Source organism: Lentzea sp. DG1S-22, assembly GCF_036321065.1.
In the GTDB taxonomy this organism is placed as follows: domain Bacteria; phylum Actinomycetota; class Actinomycetes; order Mycobacteriales; family Pseudonocardiaceae; genus Lentzea; species Lentzea jiangxiensis.
In genome coordinates this window covers 5850635-5866361 of sequence record NZ_CP143276.1, presented here as the reverse complement: position 1 = coordinate 5866361, position 15727 = coordinate 5850635, and the positions used below count along the sequence as shown (strand labels likewise).

At 69.5% G+C, this 15727-nt stretch carries 16 protein-coding genes; 7 read left to right on the top strand and 9 right to left on the bottom strand.

Going from position 1 to position 15727, the window contains the following annotated elements:
* The first annotated feature begins 54 nt into the window (after nt 1-54).
* The 3 genes from V1227_RS27390 (at nt 55) to V1227_RS27380 (ending at nt 3253) form a co-directional block, all read left to right on the top strand.
* Nucleotides 55-1917, top strand: a complete 1863-nt coding sequence (locus V1227_RS27390; protein WP_329788294.1) for a glycosyltransferase — start codon at nt 55-57, stop codon at nt 1915-1917.
* 46 nt (nt 1918-1963) lie between these two features.
* On the top strand, nt 1964-2782 hold the full coding sequence (locus V1227_RS27385; protein ID WP_329788293.1) for a PIG-L family deacetylase: 819 nt from the start codon (nt 1964-1966) through the stop codon (nt 2780-2782).
* A 72-nt stretch (nt 2783-2854) separates the two neighbouring features.
* Nucleotides 2855-3253: a hypothetical protein gene (locus tag V1227_RS27380; protein WP_329788292.1), complete on the top strand. Its 399-nt coding sequence runs from the start codon at nt 2855-2857 to the stop codon at nt 3251-3253.
* Between the two features lie 232 nt (nt 3254-3485).
* Here the strand turns inward: V1227_RS27380 and V1227_RS27375 are convergent, their stop codons facing one another.
* The 8 genes from V1227_RS27375 to V1227_RS27340 all read right to left on the bottom strand — a co-directional run bounded on the left by V1227_RS27375 (nt 3486) and on the right by V1227_RS27340 (nt 10565).
* Nucleotides 3486-4298 (bottom strand): carbohydrate ABC transporter permease, encoded by an 813-nt coding sequence (locus V1227_RS27375; RefSeq protein ID WP_329788291.1) that lies wholly within the window; start codon nt 4296-4298, stop codon nt 3486-3488.
* Nucleotides 4295-5170, bottom strand: coding sequence for a carbohydrate ABC transporter permease (locus V1227_RS27370; RefSeq protein ID WP_329788290.1), 876 nt, complete (start codon nt 5168-5170; stop codon nt 4295-4297). The genes V1227_RS27375 and V1227_RS27370 overlap by 4 nt, the downstream gene beginning before the upstream one ends.
* Entirely contained in the window at nt 5167-6396 is a 1230-nt protein-coding gene (locus V1227_RS27365; protein WP_329788289.1) for an ABC transporter substrate-binding protein, read from the bottom strand. The genes V1227_RS27370 and V1227_RS27365 overlap by 4 nt, the downstream gene beginning before the upstream one ends.
* A gap of 99 nt (nt 6397-6495) precedes the next feature.
* Nucleotides 6496-7398 carry a galactofuranosyltransferase GlfT1 gene (glfT1, locus tag V1227_RS27360; RefSeq protein ID WP_329788288.1) on the bottom strand — a complete coding sequence of 301 codons (903 nt, stop codon included), beginning with the start codon at nt 7396-7398 and terminating at the stop codon, nt 6496-6498.
* 3 nt (nt 7399-7401) lie between these two features.
* Nucleotides 7402-8202: a galactan export ABC transporter ATP-binding subunit Wzt/RfbE gene (gene wzt / locus V1227_RS27355; RefSeq protein WP_236215727.1), complete on the bottom strand. Its 801-nt coding sequence runs from the start codon at nt 8200-8202 to the stop codon at nt 7402-7404.
* Between the two features lie 19 nt (nt 8203-8221).
* The gene (gene wzm, locus V1227_RS27350; protein WP_236215726.1) at nt 8222-9136 is read right to left on the bottom strand and encodes a galactan export ABC transporter permease subunit Wzm/RfbD; all 915 of its coding nucleotides are present in this window, start codon (nt 9134-9136) and stop codon (nt 8222-8224) included.
* A gap of 59 nt (nt 9137-9195) precedes the next feature.
* A complete protein-coding gene (locus tag V1227_RS27345) occupies nt 9196-10026 on the bottom strand; it encodes a class I SAM-dependent methyltransferase (protein WP_329788287.1) in 831 nt (276 codons plus the stop codon).
* 56 nt (nt 10027-10082) lie between these two features.
* Nucleotides 10083-10565, bottom strand: a complete 483-nt coding sequence (locus V1227_RS27340; RefSeq protein WP_442916374.1) for a bacterial proteasome activator family protein — start codon at nt 10563-10565, stop codon at nt 10083-10085.
* Between the two features lie 82 nt (nt 10566-10647).
* On the opposite strand from V1227_RS27340, the gene V1227_RS27335 reads away from it, so the two are divergent.
* Together V1227_RS27335 and V1227_RS27330 are read left to right on the top strand one after the other, a co-directional pair.
* Entirely contained in the window at nt 10648-11847 is a 1200-nt protein-coding gene (locus V1227_RS27335; protein WP_329788286.1) for a cysteine desulfurase-like protein, read from the top strand.
* A 20-nt stretch (nt 11848-11867) separates the two neighbouring features.
* Entirely contained in the window at nt 11868-12512 is a 645-nt protein-coding gene (locus tag V1227_RS27330) for a class I SAM-dependent methyltransferase (RefSeq protein WP_329788285.1), read from the top strand.
* Here the strand turns inward: V1227_RS27330 and V1227_RS27325 are convergent.
* Nucleotides 12496-13461: an NAD(P)H-quinone oxidoreductase gene (locus tag V1227_RS27325; RefSeq protein WP_329788284.1), complete on the bottom strand. Its 966-nt coding sequence runs from the start codon at nt 13459-13461 to the stop codon at nt 12496-12498. The two genes, V1227_RS27330 and V1227_RS27325, sit on opposite strands and share 17 nt — an antisense overlap.
* Before the next feature lie 45 nt (nt 13462-13506).
* Here V1227_RS27325 and V1227_RS27320 point away from each other — a divergent pair, with 45 nt between their 5' ends.
* Both V1227_RS27320 and V1227_RS27315 read left to right on the top strand, forming a co-directional pair.
* Complete coding sequence (locus V1227_RS27320) at nt 13507-14139, top strand: GNAT family N-acetyltransferase (RefSeq protein ID WP_329788283.1); 633 nt, start codon at nt 13507-13509, stop codon at nt 14137-14139.
* Between the two features lie 79 nt (nt 14140-14218).
* Nucleotides 14219-15724: a M28 family metallopeptidase gene (locus tag V1227_RS27315; protein WP_329788282.1), complete on the top strand. Its 1506-nt coding sequence runs from the start codon at nt 14219-14221 to the stop codon at nt 15722-15724.
* Nucleotides 15725-15727 lie beyond the last annotated feature (3 nt).

The following is a 15727-nucleotide window of genomic DNA, read 5'->3' as shown; positions in this document are numbered from 1 at the left end:
GCACGGGCGGTCCGGATCTTCCGGGCCGCCCGCACTACTGACGGGGGAAGGTCTGTGGACCAGAACTGCGTGCTGCAGCGGGTGATCCTGCCGAGGGACTCCGACCCGCTCGACGTCCGGCCGCTGTACCTGGACGAGCCGGACACCGTGCACTGCCACGTCGCGTCCCGCCGCAGCACCACGGTCCCCCCGTCGGCGAAGGTCTCCTTCTCCACCTACTTCAACGCCTTCCCCGCCTCGTACTGGAAGCGCTGGACGACCGTCGAGGAGGTCGTGCTGCGCCTGTCGGTGCGCGGCAGCGGTCGCGTCGACGTGTACCGCTCGCGGCCGTCGGGCGACATCATCCACGTCGAGGGCCACTACGTCCGCGACGCCGGTGAGTGGGCCGACGTCGAGTTCGCGGTGTCGCTCAAGCCGTTCGAGGACGGCGGCTGGATCTGGTTCGACGTCTTCACCGACGAGGCGCCGCTCGAGATCCGCGAGGCGGCGTGGACGGTGCGCCAGCCGTTGCCGGAGCAGAAGGTCGCCATCGGCATGACGACCATGCGCCCGGTCGACGCCGTGATCGCGTTGCGCGCGCTGGGCGAGGACGAGGCCGTTCTCAGCGTGCTCACCAAGGTCTTCGTCGCCGACCAGGGTGCCGTGAAGGTCCGCGACACCGAAGGTTTCGCGGAGGCGGCCGCCCTGCTCGGCGACAAGCTCGAGGTCATCGAGCAGGACAACCTCGGTGGCTCCGGTGGCTTCACCCGCGGCATGTTCGAGGCGATCGAGCACAGCGACGCCGACCAGATCATGTTGATGGACGACGACATCCGCCTCGAACCGGACGCCGTGCTGCGCTCCAACGCGTTCGCCCGCGCCACCGCCCAGCCGGTGATCGTCGGCAGCCACATGCTGAACCTGCACTCGCGGGCCCGCCTGCACAGCTTCGCGGAGATCGTCGACCTCAACACGTGCTTCTGGCGCGCGGCACCGGGTGCGGTCACCGACCACAACTTCGCCACGGACTCGCTGCGGGAGACCAAGGAACTGCACCCGCGCGTCAACGCCACCTACAACGGCTGGTGGATGTGCCTGTTCCCGCGTGAGGTCGTGCGCCGCAGCGGCTACCCGTTGCCGCTCTTCATCAAGTGGGACGACGCCGAGTACTCGCTGCGCGCGCTGGAGCACGGCTTCCCGACGGTGTCGCTGCCGGGCTCGGCCGTGTGGCACATGCCGTGGACCGACAAGAACGACTCGACGGACTGGCAGGCGTACTTCCACACGCGCAACCGCCTGATCCTCGCCGCGCTGCACAGCCCGTACGACGTGAAGAACGGCATCGTGAAGCACGGCCTGAAGCTCACGCTGCGCCACCTGCTGTCGATGGAGTACTCGACCGTCGCCCTGCAGCAGAAGGCGATCGAGGACTTCCTCGCCGGCCCGTCGTCGTTGTTCGACTCGCTGCGCACCGCACTGCCCGAGGTGCGCAAGCTCCGCGCGGAGTACTCCGACGCGCAGACCCTGCCGTCGGCCCGCGAGTTCCCGCCGCCGACGTTCGACCAGGTGCGCGCCGAGGCCCTGCTGCAGCCCTCGCAGTCGAAGATCACCACCGCGAAGCGCGCCGCGAAGTCGTTGCTGCACAACCTCAGCAAGCCGGCTCCGGACGCCGCGGGCCGCCCGCAGATGAACGTGCCGGCCCTGAGCGCCCGCTGGTTCCTGCTGGGCAACCTCGACAGCGCGACCGTCTCCACCGCCGACGGCACCGCGGTGGCGTTCTACAAGCGCGACCCGCAGGAGTTCCGCGCCCTGGCCAAGCGGGCGGCCCGCAACTACCGCCGCCTCGGCCAGGAGTGGGACCAGCTCAAGCGCGTCTACCGCGACGCCCTGCCGGAGCTCACCTCGACGGAATCGTGGCGAAAGGTATTCGAGCGCTGACCGCCCCCTCCTTCCCAAGGCAGACACACGGCCTTGGGAGGGAACCGTGGCGACAACGCTCAGCTTCATCGCGCACCCGGACGACGACCTGCTGTTCATGAACCCGGACATCGCCTGCGACGTCTGGGACGGGAACGACGTCTGGGTCGTGTACCTGACGGCGGGTGACATCCCGCAACGCCCCGGCGCCGCGTACGGCGGAATCCAGTACACGGAGATGCGCCTGGACGGCGCACGCGCCGCCTACGCGCGCACAGCCGGCGTGGCCAATGAGTGGTCGTACGAACAGATCACCTTCGGTGGCCACCCGGTGTCCACGAACAGGCTCGTGGGCACCAAAGTGCGAATCGTCTACACGTACGTCCACGCCGCCGCGGGCCCGGAGGACAACTTCGGCGACCTCTGGCGCCTGCTCACCGTGCCGGGCTTCCGGGCCCAGCCGATCGACGGCCGCCCCTCGTACACCTGCGACGAGTTCACCGGCATGCTCCGCGGCCTGATCGACGCCACCGCTCCGGACCTCATCCGCACGAGCAGCTCCGTCGGCCACCGCGAAGGCGACCACGTCGACCACACGGCAGGAGCCATCCTCGTGGCCGACGCGGACACCGACGACGCCCGGCGAACCCTGGTCCGCCGCTTCGAGTACGACGGCTACAAGGTGCTCGGCTTCCCGGAGAACGTCCACGGCTTCCTGCGCGACCGGAAGACCGCGATCTGGGACGCGTACTGGCCGCACGACCCGGAGCTGAACGCCTGGAGCTGGCGCGGGGCGTTGAGCAGGCGGTACCAGCCGGACGGGCGGGTGTTCCACCCCGGGGTGCCGTGGATCCCGCCGGGCGACTTCGCGAGCTCGGTAGCCTGACCTCCCCGTTCGTCTTGGAGGAGTGGATCGGCTCTGCGCGCACACGAGGTTCCCGAGCTCTACGAGGGCGACGTGGTCGTGGTGTCGAGCCCGGTCGTCTCGACGACCGTCGCTCGCGTCTCCCGCTACCACGTCTTCCTCGACTGGCCCTGGAAGACGAAGGACCCGAAGTCGGAGTTCGACTGGGACGGTACCGTTGCGTTCCCCAGGGCCCCCGACCACCCGGACTGGCTGCACACGCCGTGGCGCCTCGAAACCGAGCCCTGGGACCTCAACCCCGGTGACACGGTCGAGCTGTCCATCCCCGAGGTCGACGCCGTGGTCCTCGCGGTCAAGCGGCTGGAGCGGCCGAGGGACACGGGCTGGCTGCCGCGTCCCGTGCTGGTGCTGGAGTTCGGCACCGCCGAGTCCGCCGACGCGGGCTTCGTCCTCTACTGCGACACCGACGAACCGATCACCATCAGTCCTTGACGTGTGCGAGCAGGTGGAACGATGTCTGGCGGTGGGCGCTGCCACTCGCGTCTGCACGATCGTGCCGATCTTCTTCGAGGTGCTGGGAAGTCAGGTGCGCCCCCAGGAGTCGACGCGTGCTGGCGAGAACTGAGCGGTACGGGGGACGGGACGGTATCCGCTGCCAGGTCCTCGCGAGGTTGATGGCTTGTGGTCGAGGGCGCTGAACTCAGGATTGCCGCAGCCGCCCGGCTCACCCCTTGATCCCGGTCTCCGCCACCCCGCGCACCAGCCACCGCTGCATCGCCACGAACACGATGACCAACGGCGTGATCGACACCGCCGCCGCCAGGAACAGCTCGTGCACGTTGATCGACTGAGCCGTGAGGAACGTCGACAACGCCACCTGCACCGTCCAGGACTCCTGGTCCTGGGCGATCACCAGCGGCCACAGGAACTGGTTCCACGAGGTGACGAACGCGATCACGCCGAGGGCGGCGAAGAACCCGCGCGAGTTCGGCACGACGACCCGCCAGAACGTGCCCCAGTGCCCTAGCCCGTCGATCCGCGCGGCCTCCTCCAGCTCCCGCGGGAAGTTCAGGAAGTACTGCCGGAACAGGAACGCCGTGAACCCGCTGAACAGCCCCGGGATCACCAGTCCGCGCAGGTCCGACACCCACCCGAGGGTCGACACGACGACGAACGTGGGCACGAACGTCACCGCCGCCGGGATCATCAGCGTCGCGACGACGAAGTAGAACACCACACCCGAGTACCGGTAGGGGATGCGCGCGAGCCCGTACCCGGCCAACGAGCACAGCAGCAGCTGACCGGCGGTCTGCAACACCGCCACCACCAGCGAGTTCACCATGCTGCGCACCAACGGCACGGCCGGGTCGGAGAACAGCTCGGCGAAGTTCTCCCACCGCACCGAGGACGGCAGGAACGTCCAAGAGGTCGCGCTGATCTCGGCCTCCGACACCAGGCCGTTGCGCACCACCAGGTAGAACGGCACGAGGAACAGCACGGCCGCAACGCTCAAAGCCAGGTACCGCAACGCTTTCACCGCCGCACCACCCGGCCCTGCAGCAGCGTCACTCCGACGATCAGCAACGTCAGGATCACCGCACCGGCACTGCCGTGCCCGAAGTCCTGCCCGCCGCTGCCCAGAGCCGTGTAGTAGAGGTAGATCAACGGCGGCCGCGCGAACGGCGGGTAGCCGCGGTCGGTGCCGAGGACGTTGTAGAACTCGTCGAAGGCCTGGTAGGCGCCGATCAGCAGGAGCAGCAGCACCGCCACCGAGGTGGTGCGCAGCTGCGGCAGCGTGACGAACCGGAAAGCCTGCCAGGAGCGGGCACCGTCCAGGGCGGCTGCCTCGTACAGCACGGCCGGGATCCGTTGCAGGCCGGCGATGAACAGGATCATGTAGAAACCGAGCTGCAACCAGAGCCGCAGCGTCACGAGCACGAGCCAGTACCAGGGCGGCGACGTGGAGACCGTCCACGCGATCGGATCCGCGCCGAACCAGCCCAGCACGGTGTTCGCGAGACCGGAGCGCAGGCCGTTGAAGATCGACAGCTTCCACACCAGGGACGCGACGACGTACGAGCAGGCCGTCGGCAGGAAGAACACCGAGCGGAAGAACGCCTGCATGAAGCTGATCTGACTGACCAGCAGGGCCAGGACCAGGGCCAGCACGAACGTTGACGGCACGATGAACGCCGCGAACACGCTGAAGGTGCCCAGGCTCCTCAGGAACGGCCCGTCGGTCAGCATGTCCGCGTAGTTGCGCAGCCCGACGAACTCCACCGGCGTCACCGTGTTGCGCGCGTCGAAGAACGACAGCAGCACGCTCCACCCGATCGGCACGTACACGAACACGAGCAGCCCGGCGGCGAACGGTCCCACGAAGAGCCAGAAAGCGCGAGCGTGACTCATCCGTACAGGCGCTTCAGCTCGTCCCGGACCACTCCGGCCGCACTGCGCAGTTCCGCGTCCGCGGGCGCTCCGTCGCGGACCACGCGGGACACGGCGTCGTTGAACGCGGTCCGCATCACCGAGGTCCAGTCCGGCGGGTTGGACGCCTTGGCGTTGTCCCGCACGAATTCCACCGCGTCCGCCGCGGCGCCCGAGGTGAGCTTCGAGGCCTTGTCCGAGATGCTCTTGCGCGGCGGGATGTGGAAGCCGTAGCTGAGGTTGAAGTCCTCCTGGTAGTCGGTGCGCTCGATCCACAGCCAGCGCACGAACTCCTTGGCCTCGTCGATCCGCTTCGACTTCGCGTTGACCATCGCGCCGAACGCCCCGACCGGCACGCTCGCCCTGCCGCCGGCACCCAGCGAGGGGAACGGCAGCACGCCGAAGTCGTCGCCGAGCGCCTTCTGCACCGCCGGGACCGCCCACAGACCGGTCCACTGCATGGCGACGAGGCCCTGCGTGAACGCGTCCGGCTCCGCCCAGTCCTTCACCGCGCCCAGCAGCAGGCCGCCGCTCGTGTAGAGGTCGCGGAGCTTGCCGATCGCCTTCGCCGCCAGAGGATCGTCGAAGCCGACCTGGCGGTCGCGCACGTAGTCGAGGCCCGCCGACCACAGCGCGGGGCCGCCGAGCACGCCGCCACCGCCGTCGTTGCCGGCGAAGAGCCCCTTGACGCCGCCGGTGCTCAGCCTGCGGGCCGCGTCGAGCAGATCGTCCACAGTGGACGGTGGCTGCACGCCCGCCCGGTCGAGCATGCTCTTGCGGTAGAACAGCATCTGCATGTCCACGGCCTGCGGGATGCCGTAGATCCTTCCCTCGACGGTGTGCGTCTCGAGGATGGACGCGGAGAAGTCGGTCTTGGCGTCACCGAAGAGGTCGTCGAGCGGCACGAGCTGGCCCGCCCTGACGGAGCTGATCTGCGGCGTGGACTCGAAGACGTCCGGCCCGCCGTCGGACAGCAGGCTCGTGGCGAGCTTCGAGTCGTAGTCGCCGGGGTTCCACTGCACGTCGACCGGGGTCTTGGTGAACGCCTTGGCGTAGCGCTCCACGGCCTGCTGCACGCCGGGTTCGCCGTACGCGTGGTACCACTGCCGGAGGGCTGCGCCGCTGCCGCCGCGGCCGGTGTTCGATCCGCACGCCGCGAGCAGCGCGCTCGCACCGGCCAGGGAGAGGAGTCTGCGTCGGGAAATCACCCGTCCCGTCTTACTCCGATCACCTCGCGTGCGCGAGTGGTTACCCGAAGTGGCCGAAGGGCGGGACTCCGGGGAGTCCCGCCCTTCGAGCGAACCGGCTCACTTGCGGAAGAAGCGCTCCCGCTGGCCGAGGCGCACGAGCTTGATCCACTCGACGAACGCCTTCGGGTCCCGCTTCACCGCGAGGAAGTACAGCCCGAACCGGAACACCTCGAGCGCGCCGAGCTTGCGCATGCCCGGCTGCGACAGCAGGTACCCGCGGTTGCGGTAGGTGTAGTAGCGCTTGACCGGGTTCTCCGGGTCCTGGGCGTGGAACTTGCCGCCCAGCATCGGCTTGAACTCGTCGGAGCCGTCCGGGTGCACGTACGCGACCCGCAGCGACGTGCCGAACGGCAGGCCGGACCGCACCATGCGCCGGTGGATCTCCACCTCGTCGCCGCGGAAGAACAGCCGGTAGTCCGGCACGCCGACGACGTCGAGCGTCGAGGCCCGGAACAGCGCGCCGTTGAACAGCGACGCGATCCCCGGCAGGAAGTCGGTGCCGAGCTCGGCGGCCGAGCGCTTCCACGTCAGGCCGCGGCGCAACGGGAACGCGAGCTTCTCCGGCCTGTCGATGTTCGTGACGACCGGGGAGATCTCCGCGAGCTTGCGCCGCTCCGCCTCCTCCAGCAGCACCGCCAGGACGTTCTCGTCGGCCGGGCGGCCGTCGTCGTCGGCGAGCCACACCCAGTCCGCGCCCAGCGAGAGGGCGTGCAGGATGCCCAGCGCGAAGCCGCCGGCGCCGCCGAGGTTGCGGTGCGACGGCAGGTAGGTCGTGGGGAGCGGGCACTGCTCGACGAGGTCGTTGACCGGCTGGTCCGGACCGTTGTCGACGACGACCAGGTGGTCGGGCACGCGCGTCTGGGTCGCCAGGGCCTTCAGCGACTCGGCCAGCAGGTCCCTGCGGTGGCGGGTGACCACCACGGCCACCACGGAGCCCTTGGGCAGTGCCTCGAGGTTCACGGTCTACTCGCCACCATTTCCGCTGAGGACGGGGGTCTCGTCGTGCTGGTGCGCCCGCTCGAAGGGGTCGAACCCCTTGTACGCGGTCAGCACCTCGCGCAAGCCTCCGAACATCTTGACGTGGCCCTCGTCCATCCAGATCGCCTTGTCGCAGAACTCCGCGAGGAACTCGTCGGAGTGGTTCGCGAACACCAGCAGACCGGAGCGGGCGACCAGGTCCTTGAGGCGGTCGCGGGCCTTGGCCATGAACGCCGCGTCGACCGCGCCGATGCCCTCGTCGAGCAGCAGGATCTCCGGGTTGATCGACGTGACGACGCCGAGGGCCAACCGGACGCGCATGCCCGTCGAGTACGTGCGCAGCGGCATCTGCAGGTAGTCACCGAGCTCGGTGAACTGCGCGATGTCGTCGACGCGGGATTCCATCTGCTTGCGGCTCATGCCGAGGAACAGGCCGCGGATCATGATGTTCTCGTACCCGGAGATCTCCGGGTCCATGCCGACGCCGAGGTCGAAGACCGGCGCCACCTTGCCGATGATGCGCGAGTGGCCGCGCGTCGGCTCGTAGATGCCCGCGAGCAGGCGCAGCAGCGTGGACTTGCCGGCGCCGTTGTGGCCGACCAGGCCGACCCGGTCGCCGTCCTTGAGCGACAGCGTGATGTCGTGCAGCGCCTCGATGATCGGGACGCGGCCCTCCGACTCGATCTTGCCGCCGACCTTGCCGAGGGCGAGCTTCTTCAGCGACCTCGACTTCGCGTCGAAGATCGGGAAGTCGACCGATGCGTTCCAGACGTCGATGCTGACCATTGGTTCGTCGACCTCCTTCTCAGACCCAGTAGGAAACGCGGGCGCGGTAGTTGCGCAGGATCACCAGAGCGGCGAACCAGCCGAGGACGGTGAAGCCGCCGACGACCGCCCAGTGGTGCCAGTCCACGGTGTGGCCGAGGAGCGGGGCCCTGACGATCTCGACGAAGTGGTACACGGGGTTGAGCTCGGCGACCAGCACGCGCCAGCCGACGTCGCCGCCACCGGTGACCCTGGTGAGGATGCTGGCGTCCCAGACGATCGGGGTCATGAAGAACACCAGGTTGATGAAGCTGTTCACGACCGGCGGGATGTCGCGGAAGCGGGTGCTGATCACGCCGAAGAGCAGGGCGACCCACACCGCGTTCACCGCGAGCAGCACGAGGCCCGGGACCGCCAGCACGATCTCCCAGCTCAGGCCCGGATTCGTCGGACCGGTCGGGGTCATCTTGTACGGCTGGTCGAGCGCGCCGAAGAAGATCGCCAGCACGATCACGTAGACCACGAGGTTGTGCAGCAGGAACAGCACCTGGCGCCACACCATCCGCATCACGTGGATCGTGATGGGAGCGGGCAGGTGCTTGATCAGCCCCTCGTTCGCGATGAAGACGTCCGTGCCCTCGGTGACGCACCCGAGGATGAAGTTCCAGATGATGAAGCCGACCGTCACGTACGGCAGGAACGTGTTGATCGGCGTGTCCAGCAGCGTCGAGTACAGCAGGCCGAGCGCCAGGGCCGTCGTCGCCATCGAGATGGTGATCCACAGCGGACCGATGACCGAGCGGCGGTAGCGCTGTTTGATGTCCTGCCAGCCGAGGTGACCCCAGAGTTCGCGGTGGTCCCACGCCTCCCGCACATCCGCGAACGCGCGTTTGAAGCTGCGCGACTTCACGGCAGGGGGCGCCTCAGCCTGGTCGAGCGTACTGGTGGCTTGCACGAGGACTGAGCGTACCGGCGACCGCCCGGCGCCGTGCTCACCGGGCGGTCACGGTGCGGTCAGACCTTGATCACTTTGACGATCACCTGTTCGTGGTCGTACGTGTACCCGAGGTACTCGAACTCGACGCCGTGCGCCGCCACGTGCTCCAGCCAGGCCTTGTGCTCGTGGTCCTGCCACTGCGGGTAGTTGAAGTACTCGTCGAAGACGATCACGCTGCCCTCGACCAGCCGCGGCCCGACGAGGTCGAGGACGGTCTTCGTCGACGAGTACAGGTCGCAGTCGACGTGCAGGAACGTGACGGGGCCCTCGTGATCGGCGAGGAACTTCGGCAGCGTCTCGTCGAACCACCCGGCGACGAGCTCGGCACCGGGCACGTCCGGCAGGCCGTCCATGGTGAAGGTGCCCGCGGGGAACCCGTTGCGCCAGTTCTCCGGCAGGCCCTCGAAGGAGTCGAAGCCGTAGACCCCGCCGCCCTCGCGGGCGTTCGCGATGATCTTCAGCGTGCCGCCGGTGTAGACGCCGAACTCGAGCGCCATGCCGCCCTCGGGCGCCTGGTCCAGCGCGAACTCGAGCGTCTCGTGCGGCGAGCCGAAGTGCGGGACCCGCGGCATGTTCTCGTGCACGAACCGGGCGCTCTGCGACGCGGCGTCCCTGTCCGCGGCGAACACGATGTCGCGGCGGGCCCGCACCTCGTGGCCGACGGTGTGGTCGACGATGCGGTTCGCCTGCTGCGCGACCTCGTCGCGCAGGCCGTCGAGCTGGACCTGGAGGCGCGCGATCTGCTCCTGCTGCGGCTGCAACGCGTCCTGGATGAGCTCGATCGCCTTGACGCGCAGCTTGTGGCGCAGCTGCTTGGCCTGCAGACCTGTGCGGACTCGGTCGAGCACGGTGGCTCCTCTCCAGAACGGTGAGCGCATCGTAGAGCCACCACCGACTGCCTTAGCTAGAGGTACTGCCCCGTCCCTTTGCCGGTTGTTCCGCCTTCGTTACCTTCGCCGCCACCCGCCGGCAGGGCGCGGCCGCGCATCTGCTCCAGCTGGGCGCGTGCCGCCATCTGCTGGGCGAACAGCGCGGTCTGGATGCCGTGGAAGAGGCCTTCCAGCCACCCCACGAGCTGGGCCTGGGCGATCCGCAGCTCGGCGTCGGACGGGGTGCCGTCCTCGGTGAACGGCAGCGACAGGCGCTCCAGCTCTTCCCGCAGCTCCGGCGCCAAGCCGTCCTCGAGCTCCTCGATGGACCGCTTGTGGATCTCCTTGAGGCGGTTGCGGCTCGCCTCGTCCAGAGGTGCCGCTCGCACCTCCTCCAGGAGCTGCTTGATCATCGTGCCGATCCGCATCACCTTGGCCGGCTGCTCCACCAGGTCGGCGATGTCGCCGTCCTGGCCACCGACGATTACGACGGGCTGCTCCTGTTTCATGGTCTCCATCCTCGCGTCTTTCACCTCGTGACGATTATCCGGGTGGGGGCTGCTCGACACCGTGGTTGCGTTCATACGTACGGTGTGTGGCATGGCGTTCGACGTCGCACGGGTACGAGGGCTCTTCCCCGCGCTCGGCGACGGCTGGGTCCACCTCGACGCTCCGGCCGGCATGCAGGTGCCGGAGCAGGTCGCCACCGCCGTCTCCACCGCGCTGCGCGCTCCCGTCTCCGGACCCGGTGGCATCTTCCCGGCCTCCCAGCGGGCCCAGGGCATCGTGGACGCCGCCCGCAGGGCCGTCGCGGACCTGGTCGGGGGTGACCCCGCGGGTGTCGTGCTCGGCCCGTCCTCCGCCGTCCTGCTGCAGCGCCTCGCCGAGGTGATGACGGACGACTGGTTCATGGGCGACGAGGTCCTGGTTTCCCGCCTGGACCACGCCGCGAACATCGCGCCGTGGTTGCGCGCCACGCAACGCACCGGCAGCGCGGTCAAGTGGGCCGAGATCGACATCGAGACCTGCGAGCTGCCGAGCTGGCAATACGACGACCTCGTCACCGACCGCACGAAGCTGATCGCCATCACGGCGGCGTCCGGGGTCGTCGGCACCAGGCCCGACCTCGCCAAGATCTCGGCGGTCGCGCGGGCGCACGGCGCGCTGATGGTCGTGGACGCGTCGTCGGCGGCGCCTTTCGTCCCCTTGGACATCGTTGGCATGGGCGCTGACGTCGTCGCCCTCTCCGCCGGCCAGTGGGGCGGGCCGCCCGTCGGCGCGCTGGTGTTCCGCGACCCGTCGGTGCTGGAACGGCTGCCGTCGGTCTCGGTCGACCCGACGGCCCGCGGACCGGAACGCCTCGAACTGGGCCCGCACGCGTATCCGATGCTCGCCGGGCTCGTTGCCTCCGTCGAGTACCTCGCGGACCTCGACGACGCGGCTTCCGGCACGCGGCGCGAGCGCCTGCTCACGTCTCTGGGATCCGTGAAGGCGTACCAGGCGGGGCTGCTCGCTAACCTCATCAACGAACTGCGTTCGCTGCGCCACGTGATGGTGATCGGCGACGCCATGCGGCGGGTGCCCGCGCTGGCGTTCACGATCGCCGGGGTCAAGGCGGAGGACGGCGTCGAACACCTCGCGTCGCGGGGCGTCTGCGCGTTCGCCGACCCCGGCCAGCACGGCGTGTTCTCGGTGCTGGGCGTGGGTGAGGTCGGCGGCGCCATCCGCGTCGGGCTCGCGCACTACACGAACGCGGTCGAGGTGGACGACCTGGTGCGGGCGGTCGCCGAACTGGGCTGAGGGAACACGGGAGAGCACCGTTGGACGACTCGCTGGCACGCGAGCTCGCGGACCTCTCGGCCCTGCACCGCATCGGGTCGCTGAACACCGAGTACCTGCCGCGGTTCTCCGGCGACCTCCGGCCGGCCGAGCTCGTCGCGGTGATGGACGAGGTCGTCCTCGGCGCCAGGACCGTCCTGGTCGCACTCGGCTGCGGCTCGTCCTCGGTCCTGCTCGCGCGTCTGCTCCAGCAGCGCGGTTTCGGGCACCTGCTGTCGATCGAGCACGACGAGCGCACGGCTGCTTTCGCCGCCTCACAACTGCGACGCGAGGGTCTCGGCTCGATCGCCCGCGTCGTGCACGCGCCGTTGTCGCGGCATCCGGCGGCGTTGTCGCGGCACGGCCAGTGGTACGCGCCGCAGCAGGTGCACGACGAGGTGCTCGGCTACGTCGAGCGCTTCGGCCTGGTGGACCTGCTGCTCGTGGACGGGCCGGGCTCCGGCGACTCGCGCTACCCGGCGCTGCCCGTGCTGCGCGCCGTGCTGGCGCCGGGCGCGACGGTGCTCGCCGACGACGCCGACCGGCCGGACGAGCAGGCCGTGCTGACGCGGTGGTCCGAGGAGTTCGGCATCGAGTTCCGCACGGCTCCCCGGACCTCGCTGGCGACCGCTACCGCTCTCGCCTGAGCAGGACCTTGCCGAAGACGTCGCTCGCCTCCAGCAACCGGTGCGCCTCGGCGGCCTCCCGCATGGGCACGACCCTGCCGACGACCGGCTTCACCGCACCGCTGCCGACCAGCGGCCACAGGTGCTCGCGCACCTGCGCCACGATCGCGCCCTTGTTCTCGACGGACCGGCCGCGCAGCCCGGTCGCCATCACCGAGGCGCGCTTGGACAGCAGCTTGCCGATGGGCAGCTCGCCCTTCACGCCGCCCTGCATGCCGATGATCATCAACCGGCCGTCCGGCGCGAGCACGTCGATGTTGCGCGGCAGGTAGGAGGCGCCCATGTTGTCGAGGACGACGTCGGCCTTCCCCACCTCGGCCACGAAGTCCTGCGTCTTGTAGTTGACCAGGACGTCGGCACCGAGCTCGGCGCACTTCGCGAGGCGTTCGTCCGAGCCCGCGGTGACCGCGACGGTCGCGCCGAGCGCCTTCGCGACCTGGATCGCGTGCGTGCCGATGCCGCCGGCGCCGCCGTGCACCAGGAACGTCTCACCGAGCTTGAGCCGGCCGTCCATCACGACGTTCGACCACACCGTGCAGGCCACCTCGGGCAGCGCCGCGGCCGTGACGACGTCGACGCCGTCCGGCAGCGGGAGGACCTGGGGCGCGGGCACGACGACCTTCTCGGCGTAGCCGCCACCGGCGAGCAGCGCGCACACCTCGTCGCCGACGTTCCACCCCGTGACGCCCTCGCCGAGCGCCGCGATCGTGCCGGAGCACTCCAGCCCGATGATGTCCGACGCGCCGGGGGGCGGCGGGTACAACCCCTGCCGCTGCAACAGGTCGGCGCGGTTGACCGCACTCGCGGCGACGTCGATCAACACCTCGCCGGGACCGGGTACCGGATCGTCGACCTCGGTCCAGGTGAGCACTTCCGGGCCGCCGGGTTCGCGAACAGTGATCGCATGCACGCAGTCGACCGTAATACCGTTCGACACCTCCGGCACCATCGGAGCATGGACCCCTGGCCTCTGCGACACCTGGTTCTCCGCACCCCGCGGCTGGAGCTGCGCCCGGACGACGACGAGGGCCTCCACGAGCTCGTCGAGGTGGCGAAGCAGGGCGTGCACGACCCCGAGGAGATGCCGTTCCTGGTGCCGTGGACGGACTGGGTCCGCGACGACGGCGGGCTCGGCATGATCAAGCACTACTGGGGTGCGCGCTCCGCGTTCGCCGCCGGGGACTGGACGATCAACTTCCTCGCGCGGCACGAGGAAAGGGTCATCGGCATGCAGGAGGTCTCCGCGAAGGACTTCGGCGTGCTGCGCGAGGTCAACACCGGCTCGTGGCTCGGGCTGGAGCACCAGGGCGGCGGGATCGGCACGGAGATGCGGATCGCGGTCCTGCAGTTCGCGTTCGACCACCTGGGTGCGGACGTCGCTCGTTCGGCGGCTTGGCTGGGCAACCACGCCTCCCACCGCGTCAGCGAGAAGCTCGGCTACGTCCACGACGGCACCATGCGTGCCGCACCGCGCGGACAACGCCTTGAGCACGTGCGATTGCGCCTGGACAAGGAGAATTTCGTGCGCCCGGGGTGGGACGTGGCCGTCGAGGGGCTCGCTGAGTGTGTTCAGCTGATCACGAGCTGAACACCCGCCGACCGTCGGATTGTGTCCCAGGTCTCCTTCTTGTGAGGGTTCTGCCATCTCGAACGAAGGGGAACGTTCAATGTCCGGCAGAACCAAGCTGGCGACTGTGCTTGCCATCTCGGCATTAGTCGCGGCCCCCACCGCCACGGCGTCCGCCGCCGAACCCGCCGGCCCCGCGCTGGCGAAGAAGCTCTCGAAGAAGGTGACCGTCGAGGGCGTCAACCGGCACCTGATCGCGTTCCAGCGGATCGCCGACCGCAACGGCGGCACCCGTGCCGCCCTGACCCCCGGCTACGACGCGAGCGTCGACTACGTGGCGGGCAAGCTCCGCGACGAGGGCTTCATCGTGACGACGCCGACGTTCAGCTACGAGATCAACGTCAACGACGCGGAGACCGCCCGCGTCGACGGCGTGAACTACCAGGCCCTGATCATGGTCGCGTCGCCGCAGACCCCCGCCGGCGGCGTCACCGGCCCGCTGCGCGTGGTGCCCGAGGACGCCGGCACCGGGTGCGAGGCGAGCGACTTCGCGGGCCAGGACTTCACCGGCTCGGTCGCGCTGATCCGCCGCGGTGGCTGCACGTTCGAGCAGAAGCACCTCAACGCGCACGCCGCCGGCGCCATCGCCGTGCTGGTGTCCAACAACACCGCGGGCCCGCTCTCCGACGTGACGCTGACCAACCCCGGCAAGATCCCCACGGGCGGCATCTCCCAGGCCGACGGCACCACGCTCGCGGGCAAGGCCGGTTCGGCCGTCACGGTCGACATGCGCTTCCACTCGGAGACCCGCACCGAGCGCAACGTCATCGCCCAGACCCGCACCGGCCGCACGAACAACGTCGTCATGGCGGGCGCGCACCTCGACAGCGTCGAGCTCGGCGCCGGCATCAACGACAACGGCACGGGTTCCGCGGCCCTGCTGGAGACCGCGCTGCAGCTGGGCTCCCGCCCGAAGGTCGACAACGCGGTCCGCTTCGCCTGGTGGGGCGCCGAGGAGCGCGGCCTGATCGGCTCCGAGGAGTGGGTCCGCTCGCTGACGTTCGAGCAGCAGCTCGACATCGCGCTGTACCTGAACTTCGACATGGTCGGCTCGCCGAACGCCGCGTACTTCATCTACGACGGCGACAACTCCGACGGCGTGGGCGCGGGCCCCGGCCCGTTCGGCTCGGCGCAGATCGAGAAGGCGTTCGCGGACTACTTCGCGGCGAAGGGCGTCCCCACCGAGGGCACGGACTTCTCGGGCCGCTCGGACTACGGCGAGTTCATCGCCCAGGGCATTCCCGCCGGTGGTCTCTTCACCGGTGCCGAGGGCGTGAAGACCGCGGCCCAGGCCGCCAAGTGGGGCGGAACGGCCGGGGTCGCCTACGACCCGTGCTACCACGCCGCCTGTGACAGCCTCGGCAACGTCGACCGGGTCGCCCTGGGACGCAACGCCGGTGCCATCGCGTTCGTGACGGCCGCCTACGGCGTGTCCACCGAGGACGTCAACGGCGTGCCGCCGCGCTCGAAGCGGGCCGAGGCCCGTGCCGCGGCCAAGATGTCGCTGACGGCGCACGAGGACCACTCGCACGCCGCCGTTTCGTAGGTC